This is a genomic window from Thiomicrorhabdus indica (assembly GCF_004293625.1).
GTDB classification, from domain to species: domain Bacteria; phylum Pseudomonadota; class Gammaproteobacteria; order Thiomicrospirales; family Thiomicrospiraceae; genus Thiomicrorhabdus; species Thiomicrorhabdus indica.
Window position 1 is genome coordinate 802,189 of the sequence record NZ_CP033040.1, and the last position, 21,398, is coordinate 823,586.

At 41.4% G+C, this 21,398-nt stretch carries 19 protein-coding genes; 10 read left to right on the forward strand and 9 right to left on the reverse strand.

Features of this window, described 5'->3' with window-relative positions:
• Positions 1–113: 113 nt before the first annotated feature.
• Positions 114–923 carry a cytochrome C assembly family protein gene (locus D9T12_RS03300; protein ID WP_130536842.1) on the reverse strand — a complete coding sequence of 270 codons (810 nt, stop codon included), beginning with the start codon at positions 921–923 and terminating at the stop codon, positions 114–116.
• A gap of 227 nt (positions 924–1,150) precedes the next feature.
• Here D9T12_RS03300 and ffh point away from each other — a divergent pair, with 227 nt between their 5' ends.
• The 6 genes from ffh (at position 1,151) to xerD (ending at position 5,979) form a co-directional block, all read left to right on the forward strand.
• A complete protein-coding gene (ffh, locus tag D9T12_RS03305; RefSeq protein ID WP_130536843.1) occupies positions 1,151–2,542 on the forward strand; it encodes a signal recognition particle protein in 1,392 nt (463 codons plus the stop codon).
• Positions 2,543–2,896: 354 nt separating this feature from the next.
• Complete coding sequence (rpsP, locus tag D9T12_RS03310; RefSeq protein ID WP_130536844.1) at positions 2,897–3,133, forward strand: 30S ribosomal protein S16; 237 nt, start codon at positions 2,897–2,899, stop codon at positions 3,131–3,133.
• Between the two features lie 51 nt (positions 3,134–3,184).
• On the forward strand, positions 3,185–3,700 hold the full coding sequence (gene rimM / locus D9T12_RS03315) for a ribosome maturation factor RimM (protein ID WP_130536845.1): 516 nt from the start codon (positions 3,185–3,187) through the stop codon (positions 3,698–3,700).
• A 2-nt stretch (positions 3,701–3,702) separates the two neighbouring features.
• Entirely contained in the window at positions 3,703–4,425 is a 723-nt protein-coding gene (trmD, locus tag D9T12_RS03320) for a tRNA (guanosine(37)-N1)-methyltransferase TrmD (protein ID WP_130536846.1), read from the forward strand.
• A gap of 191 nt (positions 4,426–4,616) precedes the next feature.
• Positions 4,617–4,961, forward strand: coding sequence for a 50S ribosomal protein L19 (gene rplS / locus D9T12_RS03325; RefSeq protein ID WP_130536847.1), 345 nt, complete (start codon positions 4,617–4,619; stop codon positions 4,959–4,961).
• Between the two features lie 127 nt (positions 4,962–5,088).
• Positions 5,089–5,979: a site-specific tyrosine recombinase XerD gene (xerD, locus tag D9T12_RS03330; RefSeq protein ID WP_165395027.1), complete on the forward strand. Its 891-nt coding sequence runs from the start codon at positions 5,089–5,091 to the stop codon at positions 5,977–5,979.
• A 25-nt stretch (positions 5,980–6,004) separates the two neighbouring features.
• Here the strand turns inward: xerD and D9T12_RS03335 are convergent, their stop codons facing one another.
• Positions 6,005–8,332, reverse strand: a complete 2,328-nt coding sequence (locus D9T12_RS03335) for an ATP-binding protein (protein WP_130536849.1) — start codon at positions 8,330–8,332, stop codon at positions 6,005–6,007.
• A gap of 10 nt (positions 8,333–8,342) precedes the next feature.
• Positions 8,343–9,170, reverse strand: a complete 828-nt coding sequence (locus D9T12_RS03340) for a substrate-binding domain-containing protein (RefSeq protein WP_165395028.1) — start codon at positions 9,168–9,170, stop codon at positions 8,343–8,345.
• Positions 9,171–9,429: 259 nt separating this feature from the next.
• Between D9T12_RS03340 and D9T12_RS03345 the strand changes: the two genes are divergently transcribed.
• Positions 9,430–10,218, forward strand: a complete 789-nt coding sequence (locus tag D9T12_RS03345; RefSeq protein WP_240693223.1) for a DsbC family protein — start codon at positions 9,430–9,432, stop codon at positions 10,216–10,218.
• A gap of 114 nt (positions 10,219–10,332) precedes the next feature.
• Here the strand turns inward: D9T12_RS03345 and D9T12_RS03350 are convergent, their stop codons facing one another.
• The 3 genes from D9T12_RS03350 to D9T12_RS03360 all read right to left on the reverse strand — a co-directional run bounded on the left by D9T12_RS03350 (position 10,333) and on the right by D9T12_RS03360 (position 15,180).
• On the reverse strand, positions 10,333–11,049 hold the full coding sequence (locus D9T12_RS03350) for a TIGR04211 family SH3 domain-containing protein (protein WP_130536851.1): 717 nt from the start codon (positions 11,047–11,049) through the stop codon (positions 10,333–10,335).
• A complete protein-coding gene (locus tag D9T12_RS03355) occupies positions 11,027–13,798 on the reverse strand; it encodes a valine--tRNA ligase (RefSeq protein WP_130536852.1) in 2,772 nt (923 codons plus the stop codon). Before D9T12_RS03355 ends, D9T12_RS03350 begins: the two co-directional genes overlap by 23 nt.
• Before the next feature lie 584 nt (positions 13,799–14,382).
• Positions 14,383–15,180: a flagellin gene (locus tag D9T12_RS03360; RefSeq protein ID WP_130536853.1), complete on the reverse strand. Its 798-nt coding sequence runs from the start codon at positions 15,178–15,180 to the stop codon at positions 14,383–14,385.
• Positions 15,181–15,323: 143 nt separating this feature from the next.
• Here D9T12_RS03360 and D9T12_RS03365 point away from each other — a divergent pair, with 143 nt between their 5' ends.
• Positions 15,324–15,767 carry a hypothetical protein gene (locus D9T12_RS03365; RefSeq protein WP_130536854.1) on the forward strand — a complete coding sequence of 148 codons (444 nt, stop codon included), beginning with the start codon at positions 15,324–15,326 and terminating at the stop codon, positions 15,765–15,767.
• Positions 15,768–16,032: 265 nt separating this feature from the next.
• Positions 16,033–17,688, forward strand: a complete 1,656-nt coding sequence (locus tag D9T12_RS03370) for a GGDEF domain-containing protein (RefSeq protein WP_130536855.1) — start codon at positions 16,033–16,035, stop codon at positions 17,686–17,688.
• Positions 17,689–17,811: 123 nt separating this feature from the next.
• Here the strand turns inward: D9T12_RS03370 and D9T12_RS03375 are convergent, their stop codons facing one another.
• The 3 genes from D9T12_RS03375 to D9T12_RS03385 all read right to left on the reverse strand — a co-directional run bounded on the left by D9T12_RS03375 (position 17,812) and on the right by D9T12_RS03385 (position 20,212).
• The gene (locus D9T12_RS03375) at positions 17,812–18,294 is read right to left on the reverse strand and encodes a flagellar basal body-associated FliL family protein (protein ID WP_130536856.1); all 483 of its coding nucleotides are present in this window, start codon (positions 18,292–18,294) and stop codon (positions 17,812–17,814) included.
• 315 nt (positions 18,295–18,609) lie between these two features.
• Positions 18,610–19,857 carry an ammonium transporter gene (locus D9T12_RS03380; RefSeq protein ID WP_130536857.1) on the reverse strand — a complete coding sequence of 416 codons (1,248 nt, stop codon included), beginning with the start codon at positions 19,855–19,857 and terminating at the stop codon, positions 18,610–18,612.
• 16 nt (positions 19,858–19,873) lie between these two features.
• Positions 19,874–20,212 (reverse strand): P-II family nitrogen regulator, encoded by a 339-nt coding sequence (locus D9T12_RS03385; protein WP_130536858.1) that lies wholly within the window; start codon positions 20,210–20,212, stop codon positions 19,874–19,876.
• A 206-nt stretch (positions 20,213–20,418) separates the two neighbouring features.
• Here D9T12_RS03385 and D9T12_RS03390 point away from each other — a divergent pair, with 206 nt between their 5' ends.
• A complete protein-coding gene (locus D9T12_RS03390) occupies positions 20,419–21,294 on the forward strand; it encodes a hypothetical protein (RefSeq protein WP_130536859.1) in 876 nt (291 codons plus the stop codon).
• Positions 21,295–21,398 lie beyond the last annotated feature (104 nt).

Sequence of the window (21,398 nt, forward strand, 5' to 3'; positions counted from 1 at the left end):
TGCTTGAGTTGGACAGACCAAATAGTATCTGCCCAATTTGTTAAGAATTTTGGCTGGTTTTATGGTGTTTAAAAGTTTGATTCTCGATAAAGAGGTTTTATCGATTCAGAGCTTTATGGCATATCCAATAAGCACTGCAAGACAAGTTCTGTACCGACAAAACTCACTACAAGCAACCCATAAGCCCAAATGGTATATTTAACCGCCTTTTGGCCTCGCCAACCATATTGGAACCGGCCGGTTAATAATACTCCGTACAAAATCCAAGCGATGACCGCAAAAAACGTTTTGTGGACAAGGTGTTGGGCAAAAATGTCCTCGACAAAGAATGCACCACTTAATAAAGAAAAGCTTAAGAACACAAAACCGATAATTAACAGTTTAAACATTAGCTCTTCCATAATTTGTAGTGGCGGTAGAGCACGCATTAAATTGGAAAGTTGGCGGTTGTGGAAGCGTTTTTCTTGAATGGAATAAAGTATCGCCTGAGCTGTCGCAAGTCCAAGCAGACTGTAAGCTGCAATGGAAATGAATACATGGCTACCAATTTCTAGTGGCAAAGGTGTGTATTCAGGGAAACCAATAGGGAGCATGGTCGTTAAGGCGGCGACTGGAAAAATAAAAATTCCAAGTGTTTCTGCTTGGTACTGGCGATTCAAGCCTAATAAAATAATTGCAGCTAACAGTGTGATTAGCGACAAAGTATTGCTTAAGTTAAATGCAAAATACTGGTCGGGGTGCCAGATAGTCGAGCTCAAGGTAACCACGTGCAAGATCGCTGCTATAACAGCAAATACAATGATTTTTTTACGTTGTGCACGAAGGTTGACTCGGTCGAATAGTTTGATTTTCTGCCAAATCAATAAGCTGGCGAAGACGTAAAGTAAACTTGCGCTTAAGGCAAAGAAGCCACTGAAAACCATGCAATATCCTTAATTTAATTTGCGTCTATTCTGACCGGCCGGTAAGCAGTCGACTCGAAATAACGGTTCGAAATTGTTACCAACTCGAGTCTAAGACTCAAATAACAAGTGAATTCGTTATAATAGCCGAATTATTTTTTGATTAGAAGTATGCCGCGTAGTCCGTATCGTGATTAAACGTGTTAACCGCAGGGTTTTTCCTTGTGCTGCGACGGCTGGAGAGAGAAATGTTTGATAATTTATCCGAACGCTTAAACAAAACCCTCAAAACACTCAAAGGGCAAGGGCGTCTAACCGAATCGAATATTAAGGATGCATTACGCGATGTGCGCCGTGCATTGCTTGAAGCAGATGTTGCCCTGCCGGTTGTCAAATCATTTATCACCAAGGTGCAAGAACGTGCGATTGGTCAAGAGGTCTCGGCGAGTTTGAACCCCGGCCAGGCATTTATCAAGATCGTTAAGGATGAATTAACCGCGATCATGGGGGAAGAAGCTACCCCTCTGAATTTTAATGTGGAGCCGCCAGCGGTCATTATGATGGCCGGTCTGCAAGGTGCAGGTAAGACCACTTCGGTGGGTAAGTTGGCAAAGTGGTTGACCGAGCGCGAAAAGAAAAAAGTCATGGTCGTATCTGCCGATATTTACCGGCCGGCAGCAATCAAACAGTTAGAAACATTGGCAGGACAGGTTGGTGTTGAGTTTTTCCCATCAACTGCAGATCAAGATCCGGTAGAAATTGCACGTGCAGCGCATGCCGAAGCAAAGCGTAAATTTGTCGATGTGCTGATTCTGGATACAGCCGGTCGCCTTCATATTGACTCAGATATGATGGATGAAATCAAACATTTACATGACAATGTAAAGCCTGCTGAAACCCTGTTTGTCGTCGACGCTATGACAGGGCAAGACGCAGCGAATACTGCCAAAGCCTTTAATGATGCCCTCACACTTACTGGTGTGATCTTGACCAAAATAGATGGTGATGCGCGTGGTGGTGCGGCTCTTTCTATTCGAGAAATTACCGGCAAGCCAATTAAGTTTTTAGGGGCAGGTGAAAAAACCGATGCGCTTGAGCCTTTCCATCCAGAGCGTATGGCGGGTCGTATTTTAGGAATGGGCGATGTTCTCAGTTTGATTGAGGAAGCCGAAGCCAAAATCGATAAGAAAAAAGCCGAGAAATTTGCTAAGAAGCTCCAAAAATCGGGTCAGTTTGATTTAGAGGATTTTCTTGAACAGCTTCAGCAAATTAAAAACATGGGCGGAGTGGGTGGCTTGCTTGGAAAATTGCCGGGAATGGGTCAGCTGAAAGATCAAGTCAGTGGCGATTTTGCGGAAAAAGAATTCAAGCGATTAGAGGCGATCATTCAATCGATGACGGCTCAAGAGCGAGCTTTCCCTGCAGTGATTAAAGGTTCTCGCAAGCGACGTATTGCAGCTGGTTCGGGAACTTCGGTGCAAGACGTGAATAAGTTGCTTAAACAATTCACGCAAATGCAAAAAATGATGAAAAAAGCTTCCAAAGGCGGCATGAAAAATATGATGCGTGGCTTGGCTGGTAAACTTCCGCCGGGAATGGGTGGCGGTCCAGGTGGCGGTTTACCTCCTGGAATGCGATAAAGCGGAAAAGTAGCAAGGGATAAAAGTTATATCGAATTGCTGGTATTTCTTTTAAATAAGGCGCTATTTTATTTACTTAGTCGATTGATTCAATCGGAGGGAATTTAGTGTTTTTTCTTTATGTGGAAATATTCCTAACATACTGAAAAGCATAAGGTTTTATTGGTTTAAAAGTGTTTCTTTTAATTGCTTGTAAAAAGGCGTGATTATGGGTATAATCGCGCCTTCTTTATTTTCCCCAGTCGAATAAGAATTTATAACTTATCTAACTGTATGAAATTAAAGAGTTTTAATGAAAAGAATTTGTTGGGAGGGTTTCCTCTCATCGCCTGATTAAAGACAAAGGAATAAATTATGGTAGTTATTCGTATGGCCCGTGGTGGTTCTAAAAAGCGTCCTTTTTACAAGCTAGTGGTTGCTGATCAACGTTTCAGCGCAACTGGCCGTTTCATTGAGCAGGTAGGTTTCTATAACCCTATCGCACGTGGTCAAGAAGAAAAACTTCGTGTTGATCAGGCGCGTGTTGATCACTGGGTTTCTGAAGGTGCTCAAATGAGCGCTCGCGTTAAGAGCGTTTTAAAACAAGGTTAATCTTAAGATTAGCTGCCATTTAACCGGCCGGTAAATAAAGAGGTTTTTTCAATGGAAAATAATCGTTTAGTTGTCGGTCAGATTAATGGCATCTTTGGGGTTCAAGGTTGGGTGAAAATTTTTTCCCATACGGACCCTAGAGAAAATATATTTCGCTATTCGCCTTGGCTAATTGAAGTCGGTGGGGAGTGGCAAAGCATTAAAGTCGAAGACTTTAAGGTTCAGCAGGGCGGTAAGTCCCTGGTGGCTAAACTTAAAGGATTAGATGACCGCGATCTCGCCCGAGAATATATGGGTTCGACGATTGCGATTGATAAGTCTCAACTTCAACGTGACCAAAGCGACTACTTGTGGATTGATTTGATTGATTGCGAGGTTCGCAATCAAGAAGGTGTTGTCTTTGGTAAGGTTGTGAACTTAGTGGAAACCGGAGCTCATGATGTTTTGCGCGTTGAAGGGGAACACTCAACATTGATTCCGTTTGTGTTGGACACGTTTATCAAACAGGTCGATGTTGCACAAAAAACGATTTTAGTGGATTGGCAGATTGATGAGGAGAGTGAATAGACATGCAATTTCATGTCATCACGCTCTTCCCGGAAATGTTCTCTGCTTTGACTGAATCTGGCGTAAGTCGTAGAGCATTGCAGAACGCGCTTTATGATTTAAAAACCTGGAATCCGCGCGAGTTTACGCATGACCGCCACAAAACGGTAGACGATCGGCCTTATGGTGGTGGACCAGGAATGGTGATGATGTACCAGCCGTTGAAAGATACGATTGATGCTATTCAAAGCCAAAGCCAAAGCCAAAGCCAGGATGTTGGTGATAAGAAATCTAAAGTGATTTATCTGTCCCCTCAGGGAAGACCTCTGACCCAAGCAAAAGCCAAACAACTATCAAAGCTGGATAATATTACTTTGCTTTGTGGTCGTTACGAAGGTATTGATGAGCGACTTTTGGAAACGGAAGTTGACGAAGAAATTTCGATTGGTGACTTTGTGGTTAGTGGTGGTGAATTGCCTGCGATGATGTTGATGGATGCAGTGATTCGTTTGTTGCCTGGGGCTTTAGGTCATAATCAGTCCGCTGAGCAAGACTCGTTTTCAGATGGGTTATTGGATTGTCCGCATTACACTCGGCCAGAAGAAGTCGCAGGTATGAAAGTCCCAACGGTGTTGTTAGAGGGTAATCATGCAAAGATTGATGCATGGCGACAAATTCAAAAAGAACAACGTACTCAAGAACGTCGTCCTGATTTGTGGCAGGCGGTTCAAGTGCAAGAAAGGTAGTTTTAAAGATTTTTTTGTTGAATAGCCTTGGCGATTCAGCCCTGAGTGAGCGAGGTATAGCTACAACAATTCGGATTCAACCTCTGGCGTCACCAAATTTTTGGTAATGGCGTTATTAAAGTTGGATAAAGTTAACAGAGGCAAAACCTCTGAGGTTCAAATAAAATGAACCGCTAATGGAGAAGCTTAAAATGAGCGATATCATTAAAAAGATTGAAGCTGAACAAATGACAAAAGAAATCCCTGCGTTTAACCCAGGGGATACAGTTGTTGTTCAGGTTAAGGTTGTTGAAGGTAAAAACGAGCGTCTACAGGCGTACGAAGGTGTGGTAATCGCGAAGAAAAACCGTGGTTTAAACTCTAACTTCATCGTTCGCAAAATCTCTCACGGTGTGGGTGTTGAGCGTACTTTCCAAACTTACAGCCCATTGGTTGACAGCATCACTGTTAAGCGTCGTGGTGCGGTACGTCGTGCGAAGTTGTACTATCTTCGTGACCTATCTGGTAAAGCGGCACGTATCAAAGAAAAAGTATAATTTTACTTTTTGCTTTGCAAAGAAAACTCCCTTGGTTTTGGCCTTGGGAGTTTTTTTATGTCTAAATTTTACGCTTATCAAAAAGCCTCGGACTATACTGTTCACTTTATGATTTTAAAGAATGATTATGTTTGCGTCCTTTCAAAAAGATTTTCTTCAAGATTTAGCCTTTGTGGAAGGTTTAAGTCCAAATACCATTAGTGCCTACCGCCAGGATTTGAAGTTATTGGCCAAGTGGATGGAAAGACAAGATATTTCGGATGTATTCACTGTTAATACACAGCAGCTTGAAGATTTTTTATGGGAACTGACAAAGGCTGGACGTAAACCTAAATCTATTGCGCGTTTAATCTCGTCTTTAAAACGGTTTTATTTGTGGGCGATTGAGCAACAACATACCGATTTAGACCCGGCCGGTGTTTTAAAGTCGCCAAAGCTCGATGCAAAGTTGCCTGTAGTGTTAACCGAAGAACAAGTGGAGCGGTTATTAAATGCACCAGATTTAACTACGGCGTTAGGTATTCGTGATCGGGCGATTTTAGAGTTGATGTATGCAAGTGGTTTGCGTGTTTCTGAAGTTGTGAATTTGCCCTTTGAACAAATCAACTTGTCAGTTGGAATGGTTCAAGTCGTTGGGAAAGGCTCAAAAGAGCGTGTGGTTCCTATTGGAGAGCAGGCCATTGAAGCTGTTGAGCAGTATTTAACGGCGAGTCGTCCCATTTTAGTGGGGAATAAAATGGTCTCCACTTTATTTGTGTCGCGTTTAGCTCGTCCAATGACTCGTCAAACCCTTTGGCACCGTGTTAAAAATCTGGCAGCATCGGTTGATATACAAGGAGATTTATCCCCGCATGGATTACGCCATGCGTTTGCGACTCATTTATTGAATCATGGTGCCGATTTGCGAAGTGTGCAGTTACTTTTAGGGCATAGTGATTTGTCGACGACGCAGATTTATACACATGTGGCTAAAGCAAGACTACAGTCGATTCATCAACAACATCATCCTCGTGGTTAAGTTTTGGCAAGACCGATTCAGATATTTAATGAGTGTTTTTTAAAGGGTGCAGGTGTTGATTTAAAATTTTAGTCAACTCTCCCATGTTGACCGGTTTGCTTAGATAATCATCCATTCCAGCATTAATGAATCGCTCTCTATCACCGCTCATGCTATTTGCTGTTAATGCAACAATTGGAATATGCACGCCACTCGATTTTTCAGATTCTCGGATTTGTTTGGTGGCTTCTATGCCATTCAGGTTTGGCATATTTTCGTCCATTAAAACGAGGTCGTATGTTTTTTGTTGAATGGCTTCAATTGCTTCAAGGCCATCATTCGCAACGTCAAATTCAATTTGTAATTTTTTGAAAATAGCACTCATGAGAAGTTGATTGGTTTTGTTGTCTTCAACAAGTAATAGGCTGCCATCAAATTTCGTTGAAGAAAGTGACAGAGTTTGCGTATTTTTCTTTTCTTGAAGGGCGACTTCTTTTACAGGAATGGTAAAGAAGAATTCGCTACCTTTTCCTAGTTCGGAAATGACTTCAATTTTTCCACCCATCATAGCAATGAGCTTGGAGCTAATTGTTAGACCAAGGCCAGTTCCTCCGTATTTACGAGTGGTTGAGCCTTCTGCTTGGGAGAAAGCTTCAAAGATTTTTTTCTGAGCAGATTTGCTCATGCCAATACCTTCGTCAATTACTCGGATTGTTAGGTTGCCCTTTGTATAGCTGACTTTAAATTCAATCTGGTGGCCTGGTTCTGTGAATTTGATGGCGTTTGATAACAGATTAGCAATGACTTGTTTTAAACGTAACATATCCGTATTGATACCGGCCGGTAACTTCTCATCTAAATCAATAATCAAGTTTAGATGTTTCTCACTGCAACGAGCTTTGAAAAGGTCGCTGATATTGGTTAATTCTCTTCGGGGGTTAAAATCCACTAAGTCTAGATCAAGTTTTCCACTTTCGATTTTACTTAAATCGAGGATGTCATTAATGATGCCTAAAAGAGAGTGGCTGGAACTATCGATTGTTTCCAGGTAATTCATGGTTTCTGAATCATGTGGTTTCTCTTTGAGTAGGCTAATGAATCCCAAAATTGCATTCAGTGGCGTGCGGATTTCATGAGACATATTCGCCAAGAATTCACCTTTTGAGCGAGTCGCCTCAATGGCAATATTGCGTTCGCTTTCTAAGTCCTGACGAACTTTCTCAAGAGCTGTGATGTCGAACATACTGATAATGAATCGACGATACTGTTTGGATTGATTAATACGTAGTTGGAATATTGTTGTTTTACCTTTATAGGAAATTTTGACGCGGTGGGCGATTTCTGGATGTTCCAGAACATATTCAATCCAGTTTTTATCTTCAAACTTGCAGACATAGCCTTCTTCTTTGACGAATAAATCGCAGATGCATTGAAAGTCTTTCTGGAAGGCTTCGATAGAGGGATAATCGGGGAAAAACTCAAAGAAACCACCACTGGCATCAATAATTTCTTTTCCGTTGTTTACAATAATAATATTGCTTTGTGAATCAAGAATATCTTGAGTGTAGCTTTTTGACTCTTCAATTTCTTCAGTCGACTTATTGATGTTATGACTGAGGCGCCAGAATGCCGTCATACCAATGATTAGTAGCGCTAGCGTAAAGGCGAGTTGCAATTGGTAATAATGATTTTTTTGCTGTTCAACTTCACTACGAATCTTTTGAAAATTCAGCTTGTTGTGATAAAAAATTCGGTTGGCATTTTCTTTCACTCTATGGAAGATGGGTTTAAGAAGTTTTAACTCCAATTTTAAAGATTCAATGGTACTGAATAACCTTGGATCAAGGTCTTTACGGTATCGTTCAAGTGTTTCAAAACCAGAATTCAAAGTGGCGAATTTCTCATTTAGAATCGAAATTTTTGGCAGAATATCTGCACGAGCAAAGCTGAATGTATTGTTAATAAAAGGCTCATAAAACAAAATTTCATACTGTTCTTCGGTATTCGGCAGATTTAAATCAATTCGATGTTTGTATGTGCCACCCTGATTTAAAATGTCGAGCACATGAACGAGCTCTTCTTCACTTTCTTCAATGGATGCCTTGATAATCTTTCGTAAATGCTGGTTCGGAAAAGTTGAGAGTTCGTAAAAAGCCGTTTCAATTTTGTATATTTCTAAAATTACCTGTTGGCCTAATAAGTTCTCAACTTCGGCATTACGCACTTTGTTATCTAAAACTGAAATATAACTTTCGACTTTTAGATTGATGCTGGCTTGAATTCCTAGTCCTGAGACAAAAATAACCAGTAGTAAAAATAAATTTCTCGGAGTGGCATTTCGTGCGGTTTTAGAAATAAAATTGGATCGAATCATAATGGCTGGTCTACTCAGTGGTTTTGATGAGTGTTGCTAATTCATCAGGTAATAAAAAACCATAATCTGCGAAGGTTTTAAGGCCATGTTTTGAAGACGCATAGGCCATAAACTTTTTTGCCAATTCAGGATTTTTTGAAAACCTTAACAGGTTCAGTTCCAATCGACGTTTTTGTTGGAGGTGGTCGTGAAGTATAATTGCGTCTACCTTGTTAGCGTTTTCTTTCCAGACAGTTGATGCATACCAGTTCATGGTGATATCTGCATGGCCATTCTCAAGACTTTTAAATAGACGGTGAGAGTCGGTTGTGAAGTAAGTGACGTTTTCAAAAACTTTCATGCAAATATTGGCGTCTTCTAAAGCAGTTTTGGTTGCTTTGCCGACAGCACTTGAATCGGGCGAAGCGAGTACCACTGAAATGTTTGGATTTAGTAACTGTCGAATATCTGAATTGAGGCTCTTAGGGTTTCCTTGCTGAACCACAAAAGACAAACGATTAAAACCCACTAGAACTCGGTCTAAAAGAATGTTGTCTTCAGCGTGTTCAATTCGATAGGTTTCTGTTCCTGGAAAATAGATATCACCAGTTTTTTGAGAGCGAAGGGTGTGATACAGATAACCTGAAGCGCCTTGCACAATATGAATCTTGATTTGGTGGAGTCTTTCAAATTCATCTGCTAATACTTTCAAGGGTTTGACCATCGTGATACCTGAATAGATAACAAGATCCGCTTGAGTTTGGGTTTTCTCTGGTTGCTTGGCCTTCTCGCAGCCGGTTAATGCGAAAAAGCTACAAATAAATGCTAACGAAGAAAGGAGAGAAATTATGCTTTTCATTTTTTTATTATCTCTAAAACATAGGGGCTTGTCATAGATTTTTTGGTGTTTAAGCCCTGAAGGAATTAATGATTTATCGATAAGCATTCAGTCTCTGTTTGGCTTCTATTATTTTCAAATTACCTTTAAGAGGGATTGCAAGGATTAATCCAAGAATTCGTCCCGAGAGTCGTGGTATAGTCCTTAGCGAAAATTTTATAGGTGAAGACTTGAGAGAAAAACTTCAAGGTTTTCACTGTCATTAAATGAGGAGAGAAACGTGTCTCGCAATTTATTTAATCGATTCTCTATGCGTCTTAAGTCTATGACTTTAGGGGGTGTAATGGTTTTTGCTGTCATCAGCACTCCTGTTGTTGTGCAGGCGGAAACTCAAGTGCCTGCTTCAGTTTCAACGGCCATTCAAAATCAGTTGTCCAAAGTTATTCCTGGTGCCCCAACAGCTGACATAGCGAAAACACCTGTTGATGGACTTTATCAAGTCACTGTCGGCTTAGGTATTATTTATATGAGTGCTGATGGCCAGTTTTTGTTGAATGGTTCTATGATTAATTTGAAAACAGATGAGAACCTGACAAAGTCAGCCATGAGTGAGCTTCGCCAAACAGCGATGGCGAACATTCCTGTTGATAGCATGGTCGTTTATCCAGGAAAAAATAGTGATAATGGGAAAAAAGGGCGCTTCATGACGGTATTTACCGATATTGATTGTCCTTATTGTGCAAAGCTTCATAATGAAATTCCCGCGTTGAATGAAGCAGGTGTTACCGTTCGATATTTGGCTTACCCACGCTCTGGTGTGAATACCAAATCTTACAATAAAGCGGTTTCTGTTTGGTGTTCGGATGATCGTACGAAAACCATGGATTTGGCTATGAGCAAGAAAAAAATCGAGACGAAATCTTGTGAAAACCCTGTAAAAGGTCACATGATGCAGGCACAGCGTTTTGGTGTGAACGGCACGCCGAATATTGTGTTAGATAGTGGTGAATTACTGCCTGGTTATGTCCCTGCAGATGAATTATTGAAAATCTTCAATAATCCATCTTAATTCATAGAAATTCACTACTCGTAAAAAAACAAGACCGGCCGGTAAGTTATATAGCTACCGGCCGGTTTTTGTGTGCATTGATTGGGTTTAAATTATTGAGTTATGGATTCAGGTTTATAACTCACCCCAGCGTCGTTTTTTTGAAGTTGGTCTAAAGAAGCGACCGACAAGTAAGCCAAGAAGTAATACGCCTGCTCCTGTTAAAAACCACTGTCGTTTTATGACATCTTCCGATTGGTCAATCTGTTCGCGCATAATGGCATTTTGATTTTCCAATTCATTCAAACGTGCTGACATTTTTTGATTTTGTTCATCTAGTGCAACCGCATTGCTGGATACATCTTTCAGATGATTTAATTCTTGGGTAAGTTCGTATTTGTCTTGTTTGAAAGTTGCAAGCTCAGTGCTGGCAATTTCAAAGCGTTCTTTGATGGTGTCCAGTTCTTGCTTGATTGCCAAATATTGTTCTTCAACATTATTGGTTTTATCAATCTGAGTTTGCAAGCGTTCTGCTGCAATTGGCTGGTTTTGCAGTACGCTGGTCGGCATCCAGCCTGTACGAGTCTTGCCGCCGCGTGTGTATTCAATGTTTGCCCAACCTTCTTCGTCAACTTTTAGAATTTTGACGGGTGTGCCAGATTTGAGCATATTTTGAATTTTAAACTTGTAACCAGCGCCACGGCGAACTGGAACATCCACCGAGTCGGTAACATAATTGGTGTAACCGGCTTGTGCTGCTTGAACGTTCGGAGTGCTAAGCGCCGCACCGCTTAAACCAGTAATAAGCGCGACGCTTAATGCTGTGTGTTTAAAGTTGTGAAATTTTTTCATACTGAGCCTTAAGGTTGTTTAGGGCAGTTTCATAATCGGCAAGTTTTTCACGCTCTTTGGCAACGACGGCTTCTGGCGCTTTAGCAACAAAACTTTCGTTGCTTAGCTTACCAGATAGGCGTTTGATTTCACCCTCAAGTTTACTAATTTCTTTATTTAAACGTGCTAACTCTGCATCCTTATCAATCAGTCCTGCCATTGGGATTAAAACCTTCATCTCACCCACGAGTGCAACAGCTGATTCAGGAGCATCATCTTCATTTTCTAGCACATCAATGGATTCAATTTTTGCAAGCGTTTGCAAGAATAGGCGATTGTTTTCAAGATAGTTTGTATCTTGTTTATTCAGGCCGGATAGCAATACAGGTAACGGTTTGCTCGGTGCAATATCCATTTCAGAACGAATTTTACGCACGCCAACGATAAAGGCTTTTACCCATTCTAGTTCGGCAATCGCAGCTTCATCGATTTTATCTTCATCTGCGAGAGGGTAGGGTTGCAACATAATGGTGTTACCCTCTTTCCCTGCTAAGGGTGCAACCGCCTGCCATGCTTCTTCGGTAATGAATGGCATAATTGGATGCATCAATCGAAGTAAGGTTTCTAGAACGCGAACCAATGTTTTTCGAGTGCCACGTTTTGCTTCGTCACTTGAGTCTTTGTTGAGAATTGGTTTAGCCAATTCAAGATACCAGTCACAGTACTCATTCCATGTAAATTCATACAGTGCATTTGCGGCTAAATCGAAACGGTAATTGTCAAAGTGCTTGGCGACTTCCGCTTCAACTTGTTGTAGGCGAGAGGTGATCCAACGATCGGCAAGTGATAATTCACACGGTTGTGATTCATCGACGCCTGTATCAAAGCCTTCTGTATTCATTAATACATAGCGAGTAGCATTCCACAGCTTGTTGCAGAAGTTTCGGTAACCTTCAGCACGTTGCAGGTCAAAACGAATATCGCGACCGGTTGAGGCCAGAGAGGCAAAAGTAAAGCGGATTGCGTCGGTTCCGTATGGATCAATCCCATCAGGAAATTGACGACGTGTTGATTTTTCGATTTTCGCTGCTTTTTCAGGTTGCATCATGCCGTAAGTACGTTTTGCAACGAGGTCTTCAAGTTCAATACCGTCAATCAAGTCAATCGGGTCTAAAACATTCCCTTTTGACTTCGACATTTTTTGACCTTCGCCATCGCGGACTAGGCCGTGAACATAGACCTGTTTGAAAGGGACTTCGCCAGTGAATTTCAGAGTCATCATTATCATGCGAGCGACCCAGAAAAAGATAATATCAAAGCCTGTTACCAGAACTGAACTTGGGTGGAAAGTTTCCAGTTCAGGTGTTTTTTCTGGCCAGCCAAGGGTTGAGAAGGTCCATAATGCTGAGCTGAACCAAGTGTCCAAAACATCATCGTCTTGTTTTAATTCGGTACCGGCCGGTAAATTATGTTGTTCGCGCACTTCGTTTTCGGTACGACCAACATAGACATTACCATCGTTATCGTACCAAGCTGGAATACGATGTCCCCACCAGATTTGACGTGAAATACACCAGTCTTGGATATTGTTCATCCATTCAAAATAGGTGTTTTCCCAATTTTTCGGTACAAATTCGATATCGCCATTTTTGACGGCATCAATCGCCGGTTTCGCGAGTTCTTCAACGGCAACATACCATTGGTCGGTTAGGAAGGGTTCAATCACTGAGTGCGAACGGTCGCCACGTGGCACCATTAACGTGTGTGGCTTAATACTGTCGAGTAATCCCAGTTCTTCAAAGTCAGCAACAATTGCCTTACGCGCTTCGAAACGATCCATGCCACGGTATTTTTCAGGGGCTTCGTCGTTAATCGCTGCATCCACCGTTAAGATGTTTAGCATTGGCAGGTTGTGGCGTTTACCCATTTCATAGTCGTTGAAGTCGTGAGCCGGCGTGATTTTCACACAACCCGTTCCAAATTCCATGTCGACATAGTCATCAGCGATAATTGGAATTTCACGACCAACCAACGGTAAGGTAATGGTTTTGCCCACTAAATCAGCATAGCGTTCATCGTCTGGGTGCACGGCAACGGCTTGGTCTCCAAGCATCGTTTCTGGGCGCGTGGTTGCAACCGTTAGATGGCCTGAGCCGTCAGTTAAAGGGTAGTTGAAGTGCCACAGATTGCCTTGCTCTTCTTCCGAAATAACTTCAAGGTCGGAGACGGCAGTATGAAGAACAGGATCCCAGTTGACCAAACGCTTGCCACGGTAAATTAATTCTTCTTCATACAGGCGAACAAATACTTCTTTTACGGCATCAGATAGGCCGTCATCCATTGTGAAACGCTCTCGCGACCAGTCAGGAGAAGCGCCCATTCGGCGAAGTTGCTTGGTAATTGTGCCACCAGATTCTTCTTTCCACTCCCAAACTTTTTCAATGAACTTTTCACGGCCAACATCGTGGCGAGAAAGTCCTTGTGACGCTAATTGACGTTCAACAACCATTTGAGTCGCAATCCCGGCATGGTCGGTTCCTGGCTGCCAAAGTGTGTTCTTGCCGCGCATACGGTTAAAGCGAATCAACGTATCCATAATCGTGTCTTGGAAAGCGTGACCCATATGCAATGAACCTGTAACATTTGGCGGAGGAATCATAATGCTGTAAGGGTCAGCGGAAGTGTCGTAGCTTGGTTTAAAGTAGCCTTGGTTTTCCCAAGTTTGGTACCACTTAGTTTCAATTGCGTTAGAGTCGAAATGCTTATCCATAGAATTGTGTAATCTGCGTTTGTAATTTGAAAAAAATAATCGCAAGATTATAGCAATCAAGACGTTCAATGTCTCAAGGAATTAGGGGGGACGAAAATTCCAAAATATAAAACTGCACTATCCCAATTTCTATAAAAAAATATGCTACGAGTTTATTGACTGGATGTGCTGAATTAGACGTTGCTTGGTCAGGAATGCTTTTTTGATGACTTAACGCTGCCTGTTTGGTATTTTTAGTTTGCTTTAAAATGTCTACCGGCCGGTAAAAATAGAAAGATTTGAACGTCACGAGAGAGTGCTTTTTATTGGATGTTAAAAGACGTTTTTTAGATTTCTTGGTGATTTGTAGCGTATTTATGCGCTACGCAAATATTAAAGAAGCACTAAAACAGCAAAATGTTTTACGCTGAGAGCTTTGCACGAGTAAGAGTTAAATCATAAATTGTGAAAAAATTCTGTTGAGCTAGGCAAAAAGTGCAGGGAATAGCTAGATATTTGCAAGGTTTTTAACAAAGCTCGGTAGGATTTTAGCCAATTTTGGTTATTTATTATCTCGTGCAAAGCTCTCACATTTTGGCGTTTGATTAGCCATTCAACAATTGCAGAACACTGGCTTTTTGTTGGTTGCCTTGAGCTTGCATTGCAATTTGCGCTTGGCTCAAGATGTTTAGACGGTTTTGTTCGGTGATTGCTTGAGCAAAATCAGTGTCTTCAATTTGACTTCGGCTGGCTTGAATATTGATGTTTTGGCTTTGAAGGTTGTCGTACGCACTCATTAAGCCGTTTTGCTGTGCGCCATATTCAGCACGGGTGCTAGCCAAGGTTTCCATTGCTTGATCAATTGCGTCAAGTGCGGTTGTCGCGCCTGAAGCGCTATTGATTGATAAGCTATCAATGGCTAAATTAGCGCCACTTAAGTTGGGCAAGGCTAATTCACTAGCCGATTCACCTACTTGGATATTCATCGAGGTTACATCCCCATTCATAAGGGCTTGACCATTAAATTTCGTGTTTTGAGATATGTCTTGCATGCCTTGATAAAGTTGCTGGAACTCTTGGTTTAACATGCCACGTTGGGCGTCATTCAAGGTACCGTTTTGAGCTTGCAAACTTAATTCGCGCATGCGTTGAAGATTTTCCGTTAGGCCGGAAGCAGCTCCGTCGGCTGTCTGCAATAAAGAAATGCCCATTAACGCATTTTGACTGCCAACATCCATTGTTTGAGATTGGGTGTTCATGGCGTTTATAATCGCCAGTCCTGCTGCATTATCCGCCGCTCTGTTTACTTGACGACCGCTGGTCATGGACTCATTGACACGGTTTGATTCGTATTGAGTAGTATAATTAGATGCGATATTTGAGCTGTAAGGGGTGATTGCCATGGTGTGCTCCCAGGTTGATACCGGCCGGTGAAATTGTTTCGTTAGCGGTATGCGATTGTTTGCTTTGATAAGTTCATTGTAAAAAATATTTTGATTTACGCCAAGTAAAAACTGTGACGATTGTCGTTTTAAGAGAAGAAAAAATGTCTTGTTGTTCAAAGGGTTATTGTGATTTTAAGTTTCCAGAAGGGCCGCCTCTCGTCGATAATTCGATTCAGAACCTTAATGCTACCTACCAATTTTTGCCTTATGGCTCACTTTTACAAGAAGGTGAGGTGGTTCGTATTTGGATGGAATCGGGAAAAACTAAAACGGTGATTTTGGAACAAAAGCTGTCCTTGGAAGTTTTGGCTTATGGTTTTCGAGTCTTGGATGATACTTTTGAAAAAGACTTGCCTTGGCAACTTATCGCGTTTGACAGTGGTTTGGATTATGAAGATATGATGCATTGGGGTACCCATCCACTTTTTAATGCGCAAATGTTACCTGTGGTTATGGTTTATCAACACCCAATTGAGCCGAAACCAATCTTAAAAGATCATTGGTTAAGTTTTCTCTACAAAATGCGCAATCTGGGGCGTTCATAACCTCCATTTCACAAGAATCAGTTTTTAAAATATTTCTTATCTACGATTAGCAAAGGATCAAGATTTTTGTGGATAATAGTTATTATCTAGCAGAATAATTTTTGGTAACTTTTACTTTAAATCTCGCCCGAACGGGCTTAATCAAGTTCATCATGTTTGCGTCGCAGAATGACACAAACCCAAAACTTGCGTAGAACTTTGACGCTTTGAGGTGAAGTAGGGAGTTGCCAGAAATCCAACTGATGACTTTATCAAAGGTTCCCTAATGGAAGAGCTCAGAATACCAGCGCATTCAAGTCTAAAGGTCTCCAGAGCTAAGTTGTTTTGGAAGTACTTTTTAGTGATTTTTCTGAGTTTTAGTGTGTTGTTTTTAATAGGGTTTTCGAACTGGTATCAATTCAATGTCGCACAAGTTAAACAGACCAAAATCAGTCAATCTAGCGCCATGCTTAAATCTCATGCCGATCTCATTCATAAAGAAATTGCTACGATTGTTGCGGATCTAAAAATCCTGTCATCACTGCCGCTGCTTGATGAATCTATGAGTCAAAAAGAGCAGAAGGAAGTGATTGAAGAGTTGGGTAGTACTTATCTTGTTTTTATGCGTTCTCGTGTTCTCTATGATCAATTACGTTTTATCGACTTGAATGGAAATGAGCGTGTTCGAGTCAATCGAGAGCCAAAAGGTGCTTTTGTTACTCCACCTCAGAATTTGCAAAACAAATCCAATCGTTACTATTTTCAAGAAATTCGGGAGTTGATGCCTGGAGAGGTTTATATTTCTCGACTTGATTTAAATATTGAAAGTGGTTTGGTTGAAATTCCGTTTAAGCCGATGATGCGCCTTGGGCTTATGTTGTATCGGTTGGATGATGATGGAATTAATCAGCCAAAAGGTATGATTGTGGTGAATTATCTAGCAGAAAAAATTTTGCGCTTGCTTGAACACAAAAATGCACATGCTGTAGCAATGGAAGATCAAAATGATTTGATGATGGCGGATAGTTTTGGCTATTGGTTGCAAGGGCGGACTGTAGAACAAGAATGGGGGTTTATGTTTAATCGTCCGAATCAAAATATTCAAGTTGAAACCCCAATGCTTTGGTCAGCAATGCAAAAGAGCAATCAAGGCTCGGTTGAAAACCATGAGGGGGTTTACATTTTTCAATTTGTTCCGGCAACATTATTGACGTTAAATGTTGGCAAACAGCTTTTTGAGACATTTAGCCTGGTACCTAGCAAACAAGTTGGCAAAGAGTATGGGTGGTATTTGATCGACTTTTATTCGCATGACGTTTTCAGTAATGAGGCCAATAAAAATCTACTGCAAAACCAGATTGATTGGTTGCTGGCGTTTGTGATGGGGCTCTTATTGTCAGTGTTTATCGCTTTTTATGTATCAAACCGTCAATTGGTGGATCAAAGAATTCGATTTCTTGCCTATCACGACGGTTTAACTGGAGTATATAGTCGGTCTGCGTGGAATCAGAAGCTTGTGCCCCAACTGAATGATTGGATAAAAAACTCTAAACCGTTTTCCGTTGCGTATTTGGATGTCAATGACTTTAAGTCGATCAATGATGAGCTCGGTCATGAGATAGGTGATGAGTTATTGAAAATCACCTCGCAGCGCTTACAGGGGGCGATTCGTTCTGATGATAGTGTTGTGCGTTTGGGCGGTGATGAGTTTTTAGTGGTTTTTGCGAGTGATGATACTGTTCAAGATAGTCATTTTCTAATGATGAAATTGAAGTCGGTTTTTTCCAAGCCGATGAAAGTCAAGCAGCATACATTGCATGTAACGATGAGTGTTGGTATTGCCAGTGCGTCGGAAGAGGCTCTTAGTATTGATGCTTTGGTATCGAAAGCCGATGAACGAATGTATCACGATAAAATAGCTATGAAACAGGTGAATGAATAGTTCTTAGAGAGAGTTTTGAAGAAGGATATGATTCATGTAATCGGTTTTCGGTCGAGATAAAAATGACAAGCCCATTTTGAAGCCAGAGTCAAAATGGGCTTTTTTGTGCTAACCAAAGATGGTTTATTGCATGACGAATCTTTCTAGGTAGACATCTTCCAATAGGTCAGGGAATAAGCGGTGTTCTTCTAAAATCGCTTTTGCTTCTTTGAGGATCTCCTTACGAAGCTCATCTGGACCATCAGGCGTGTTGAGTTTGCTGAATGATTGATTTCTCAGTACACGGTCGATATTGTTTTTCAAAATAGGGCGAAGATGTTCCATCTCAACTTCAACCAGCTGTGGATAGTAAGACATAAACTTGAAATCCACTGCTAAAAACTTTGCCTGGCCCTCGCCATTAAAATTAACCACATTTTTGTCCATCGCAAAATACTTCGGTACTTTTTCTGCTGGCGGCTCAAATTGCTTATATTTGGGGGAATAACTCATAGGTTCGCTGTCTTCAGCTAATGCAGCGGTTGAATGTCCCATCAAGGCAATTGGTGTCATTAGGCTAGTGGCAATAATGGCGCGATGAAGCGCACGTCGAGCAGTTTGTTTCATAAAAGTAAAACCTTTTTATTGTGTAGATTCTATTCTACTCAAAGGCTGGAGAATGCCTAGTCTTATCTTTACCGGCCGGTAAGGTTTTGTCGAATTGAATACGGATATTTTAGGAAAACTTGCGTTCGAACAATCTTAAAAATAAATAGCTATTTGTGGTCATGTCTTTTAGCTTTCTGAGAAAAATAACGCTAAATTCAGGATGACAAAATGAAAAGGCAGGCGGTAAAGAATCTGTACACATAAAAAAGCCCCGCGAGGGCGGGGCAAGATTTGAGAGTCAAATCAGAGTTTGGAAGTTATTTTTGAGGAGCATTACTTCTTGAATTCTGGGTAAGCTTCCATTCCACATTCAGATTGGTCAGCACCTTCGTATTCTTGCTCTTCAGTGATTCGAATTCCCATCACTGCTTTAATGATTGCCCATAGGATCAAGCTGGTTACGAATACCCATGCAAAGATCACTGCGATACCTGTTAACTGTGCGATCAATGACGCATCAGGGTTTGTGAAAGTTACCGCAATTAGACCGAAGATACCAACAACACCGTGAACAGAGATTGCACCGACTGGATCATCAATTTTGAATGTTTTGTCGATGATTAGGATTGCTAGCACAACAATCACACCACCTGCAAGACCAATAAATGTTGCTGCTAGAGGGCTTGGAGTTAATGGTTCCGCAGTAATCGCTACAAGACCAGCAAGTGCACCGTTCAACATCATTGTTAAATCTGCCTTACCGAATTTGATTTTTGACATGATAAGCGCACCGATGACACCACCCGCTGCTGCAAGTAGGGTGTTCACAAAGATTGCTGCAACCGCGTTTGCTTCATCGACGTTCGAGATTTTAAGTTCAGAACCACCATTGAATCCGAACCAGCCTAACCATAGGATAAATGTACCAAGTGTCGCTAGTGGTAAGTTTGCACCAGGGATTGCGCGAGATTCACCATTTGGACCGTATTTGCCTTTACGAGCGCCTAGAAGAATAACACCTGCTAAAGCTGCTGCTGCACCGGCCATGTGAACGATACCTGAACCAGCAAAGTCAAGGAAACCAAGCTCATCTAGGAAGCCACCACCCCATTTCCAATAACCTTGCATTGGATAAATGAATGCAGTGAATACAATTGCGAAGGCAAAGAATGACATTAACTTCATACGTTCAGCAACGGCACCTGAAACAACTGACATAGCGGTCGCAACAAATACAACTTGGAAGAAGAAGTCAGACATACCTGAATAGTAAGGCGCGTCATCACCACCAGCAATTACTGAGGCGACATCATTGTCAGCACCTAATAGGAAAGAAATACCAGGGAAGAAGCTTGAGACTGCTTCACCTGGGTACATGATGTTATAACCTACAAGCATGTACATAATACATGCGATTGCGAAAAGACCAACGTTCTTAGCGAGAATTTCGGTCGTATTTTTAGCGCGGACCATACCGGCTTCTAGCATGGCAAAACCTGCTGCCATCCACATGACCAGAGCACCTGACATCAAGAAGTAGAAGGTGTCCAGCGCGTAACTGAGTTGTAATACTTGTTCCATAGTGACTATCCTCTCCTTATAGTGCGACGTCGCCGGTTTCTTCAGTTCGAATACGAATGGCTTGTTCTAAAGGCATGACGAAAATTTTTCCGTCGCCAATTTTTCCTGTTTTCGCCGCAGAGCTAACGGTTTCAATAACGCTTTCGACTTGTTCGTCGGCAATCGCGATTTCAACACGAAGTTTTGGCAAAAATTCGATGGCGTATTCCGCACCACGATAGATTTCTGTGTGACCTTTTTGGCGGCCAAAGCCTTTTGACTCAGTGACAGTCATTCCATGAACATCAATGTTATGAAGTGCCTCACGTACGTCATCAAGCTTGAAAGGTTTGATAATTGCAACAACCAGTTTCATACTAACCTCTTTGATGATTGAGTGAATAAAGTTTCGCTCTCCATTTAACATTTAACGTGCCTGTTTTTATAAATCACATTAAAAAACAATAAGATAGTTTTTGTTGGTGGTTTGTGTTTAAGGTGTTTTAAGAATGTCTTAAAGATATTTGTTTTTTTGTGGTGCACTTTTGATTATATTTGGTGCTTTTGTTGAAAAGGGTGAAAATGCCTAAAATATTTCTCGCTTTATTCTTGCAGATGTTGAGTTTGTTAGGCTTGGCTGGGCTGGTTATGGTTGCTCCACAGTGGATTGAGCCGCCTTATAGTGCATTCTGGTTGGTTTTGGTGCATTCGGCTTTGGTGTTGAGTTTAACGATTGTGGTGCGAATGAATCGGTGGTGGTGGTTGATTCAAGTGTTATTACCGTGGATGTGGTACTGGGCTTTAATGTTAAAGGTTGATCCTTGGATTAGTTTGGGGGTGTTTATTTTGGTGGTTTTGGTTTTTGCCAATGCGTTCTCCAATCGAGTGCCGCTTTACTTGTCGAATCATGTCACTCGCAAGGCATTAAAAAAAATGGTGGCTGAGAAGTTTGATTTATACCGGCCGGTCAGGTTTTTGGATATTGGCTCAGGTTTTGGTGGAAATGTATTTTATATGCATCAATTGCCGCAAGTATCTGAAAGTCATGGGGTTGAGACCGCGCCAATTCCTTACTTGGTTTCACGGGTGAGACAGTGGTTTCTGCAAACCTTTACCGGCCGGTTAAAACTAGATGTGAATGCCGCTTTAACAAAAGGTTCTCCTGAACAAGATGATTTGACGCAAGCTTATGAAGAGAATAGGGTTTCTAGCCCAAAAATCTTGGCAAGAGACCTATGGAAATATCCGTTAATTGAGTATGATTTCGTCTACGCGTTTTTGTCGACGGAGCCGATGCCACGGCTCTGGGAGAAAGTGGTTGAAGAGATGCCTGTAGGAAGCTGGTTTGTCAGTAATAGTTTTCCGGTTCCTGGTGTTGAGCCAACAGAAATCTGGCAGCTAAGTGATCGGCGAGAAACTATTTTATATCTATATCAAATCGCCCCTAGTCATCTTTAAGCGCTTTATTTTGAGTTTCGGCAAAAATCAGTGCACAAACAAACTTAAAAATTATATAATTCGCAAAAATTTTATTCGCTTGCTTTTTTCTGTAGGTGCCAGTT